Origin of the sequence: Rhodoferax sp. (assembly GCF_013297935.1) — a bacterium.
Taxonomy (GTDB): domain Bacteria; phylum Pseudomonadota; class Gammaproteobacteria; order Burkholderiales; family Burkholderiaceae_C; genus Allorhodoferax.
Window position 1 is genome coordinate 1 of record NZ_JAAFIX010000030.1, and the last position, 3,114, is coordinate 3,114.

Consider the following 3,114-nt stretch of genomic DNA (forward strand, 5'->3'; position numbering starts at 1 on the left):
TCCATGCGTTTCGCGCATAATGCGCGCCCATGGAAACCAAATGGCTTGAAGACTTTGTGTCTCTGGCTGAAACCCGGAGTTTCAGCCGATCAGCGCAACTGCGTCACGTAACCCAACCCGCGTTTTCACGGCGCATCCAGTCGTTGGAGGCGTGGGCAGGCACCGATCTGGTGGACCGCAGCAGCTACCCCACCCGGCTGACTCCGGCTGGCGAGACGTTGTATGACCAGTCTCTGGAGGTGCTTCAAGCCTTGCAAAGCACCCGCGCCATGCTGCGCGGGCATACCACCGCAGCGCAAGACGTGGTCGAGTTCGCAGTGCCGCATACCTTGGCGTTCACTTTTTTTCCGGCGTGGGTGTCCGAGCTGCGCGAGAAATTCGGGCCGCTCAAAAGCCGCCTGATTGCGCTCAATGTGCATGACGCGGTGATGCGTCTGGTCGAAGGCAGTTGCGATTTGCTGATTGCCTACCACCATCCCTCGCAGCCCTACCAGCTGGATGCGGACCGCTATGAGATGGTCAGTCTGGGTGAGGAGGTGGTGGCACCTTATTCCAAGCCGGATGCGGATGGCAACCCCATGTTCAGCCTTCCCGGCAAACTCGGTCAGCCCTTGCCCTACCTGGGTTATGCGCCGGGCGCCTATTTGGGCCAGATGGTGGAACTCATCTTGAAGCAAGCCGAAGTACCTGTCCATTTCGACCGTGTGTATGAGACCGACATGGCCGAAGGCCTGAAGGCCATGGCGTTAGAAGGCCACGGCGTGGCCTTCCTGCCCCACAGCGCGGTAAAGAAAGACCTGCGTGCCAAGAAATTGGTGAGTGCCTTGCCGAATCACATGAAGTCGCTGCAGATCACGATGGAAGTACGGGCATACCGCGAACGCCTGGCCGTGCGGGAAGCCGGCCGCAGCTTGAGCGCGGCGCAGCGGGCGCAGACCCGCACGCCCAAGGGCTCAGCCCAGGCCTTGTGGGACTATTTGCATTCCCAGGCGACCTCAACGGCATAGTTGTTGCATAACGGTTTTGCATACCGGCCCAATGAATAGGCATTGGCGGCGGTGAAAGGGGCTGGCTAGAGTCACAAGTTCAGTCAGGCCCCGTCGTTGGAGAAGTTATGACAAACACATACGCAGCTGCACCCCGTCGTGCAGCGTTTTTTTTGCTTGGCACTCTGCTTGTCTTGGTAGGGCACAGCCCGGCCGCTGCGACTGGTGTTCTGGAGCGTGTCAGTAGTGGCGGCAAATTGGTGATTGCGCACCGCGAGTCGTCCATTCCGTTTTCTTATGTTGATGCTGACAAGAAGCCCGTGGGCTATGCCGTAGAGCTGTGCCTGAAGTTGGCAGAGGCGGTGCGCAAGAAGACCGGTGCCAAGAACATGCAGGTGGAGTTCTTGCAGGTCACGCCTGCCAACCGCATCGCCATGGTGGCCGAAGGCAAGGCAGACCTCGAATGCGGATCGACCACCAACAACGCCGAGCGGCGCCAGAAAGTAGCCTTCACCATCCCTCACTTCATTACCGGGGCCCGCATGTTGGTGCGGGCTGACAGCAAGATAGAACGGATTGAAGACTTGGAAGGCAAAAAGCTGGTGTCCACCAAAGGTACGACCCCGTTGAAGGCTGCGGAGCAGGCCAACCGTGAGCGGTTGTTGCGCATCACCATCCTCGAAGCCCCCGACCATGCGAAAGCGGTCGACATGGTCGAGAAAAGTGAGGCTGATGCTTTTGTGATGGATGACGTGCTTTTGTATGGCTTGGCGTCTAACCGGCCCAAGCCTGAATCGTTGCGCGTGGTCGGCAAGTTCCTGACCACAGAACCCCTGGCCATCATGCTGTCCAAAGACGATCCCGAGTTCAAGAAGCTGATCGACGAAGAAATGCGTCGCCTGATCGTCAGTAAAGAGATTCAGCCGATCTACGACAAATGGTTTCTGAAGCCCATTCCGCCGAACGACAAAGCGCTGAATCTGCCCGTGAGCTACCTGCTCCGGGACTTCTGGAAATACCCCAGCGACTTCGTGCCTTTTTAAGCGACTCCGCTCTCATAGCGGGGTGCGCTGCGGTTTTGGGACAATAGGGCCCATGACCTCCACAGCCACCCCCCAGACACTGACCATCACCCGCCCGGACGACTGGCACTTGCATGTGCGCGACGGCGCTGCCCTGAACACCGTGGTGCCGCACACCGCAGCCCAGTTCGGCCGCGCCATCATCATGCCCAACCTCAAGCCGCCGGTGACCACCGCCGAGCAGGCGTTGGCTTACAAGGCCCGCATTCAGGCCGCGGTACCGGCGGGTGTGGAGTTTGAGCCGTTGATGACGCTCTACCTCACCGACAACCTGCCCGCTGATGAAATTGCGCGTGCCAAGGACGCCGGTGTAGTGGCCGCGAAGCTCTACCCCGCAGGGGCGACCACCAACAGCGATGCCGGCGTCACTGACATCCGCAAGACATATAAGACGTTGGAAGCCATGCAGAAAGCCGGCTTGCTCTTGTTGGTACATGGCGAGGTCACCAGCAGCGACATTGATTTGTTCGACCGAGAAGCGGTGTTCATCGACACCCAGCTCATTCCCTTGCGCCGGGATTTCCCCGAACTGAAGATCGTGTTCGAGCACATCACCACGGCGGAAGCTGCTCAGTACGTGGCCGCTGCAGACCGCTTTACTGCTGCGAGCATCACTGCCCACCACCTGCTGTACAACCGCAATGCCATCTTCACCGGCGGCATCCGGCCCCACTACTACTGCCTGCCGGTTTTGAAGCGTGAGACGCACCGCAAGGCCCTGGTGCAAGCCGCGACCGGCGGCTCCCCCAAGTTCTTCCTGGGTACCGACAGCGCTCCGCACCCCGCTCACCTCAAGGAGCATGCCTCGGGCTGCGCTGGCTGCTACACCGCCCACGCTGCCATGGAGCTGTACGCCCAGGCATTTGACGCTGCAGGTGCCCTCGACAAGCTGGAGGGTTTTGCCAGTTTCCACGGTGCAGACTTCTATGGTTTGCCACGCAACCGGGGCACCATCACCTTGACGCGCGAAAGCTGGACCCCACCCGAGAGCTACGCCTTCGGCGAAACCACGCTCAAACCCCTGGCCGCGGGCGAAGCACTGCAGT

At 60.1% G+C, this 3,114-nt stretch carries 3 protein-coding genes; all 3 read left to right on the plus strand.

The features are described 5' to 3' along the window. Positions 1 to 29 precede the first annotated feature (29 nt). Entirely contained in the window at positions 30 to 1,007 is a 978-nt protein-coding gene (locus QZW03_RS17390) for a LysR substrate-binding domain-containing protein (protein WP_296511314.1), read from the plus strand. 107 nt (positions 1,008 to 1,114) lie between these two features. Beyond that, entirely contained in the window at positions 1,115 to 2,029 is a 915-nt protein-coding gene (locus QZW03_RS17395) for an amino acid ABC transporter substrate-binding protein (RefSeq protein ID WP_296511315.1), read from the plus strand. 52 nt (positions 2,030 to 2,081) lie between these two features. Beyond that, on the plus strand, positions 2,082 to 3,114 hold a 1,033-nt coding region (gene pyrC, locus QZW03_RS17400; protein ID WP_296511316.1), incomplete at its 3' end, for a dihydroorotase.

Bases quoted from the DNA above. Each gene is read 5' to 3' on its own strand.
- QZW03_RS17395 (WP_296511315.1), top strand. From the start codon at position 1,115: ATGACAAACACATACGCAGCTGCACCCCGTCGTGCAGCGTTTTTTTTG.
- QZW03_RS17390 (WP_296511314.1), top strand. From the start codon at position 30: ATGGAAACCAAATGGCTTGAAGACTTTGTGTCTCTGGCTGAAACCCGG.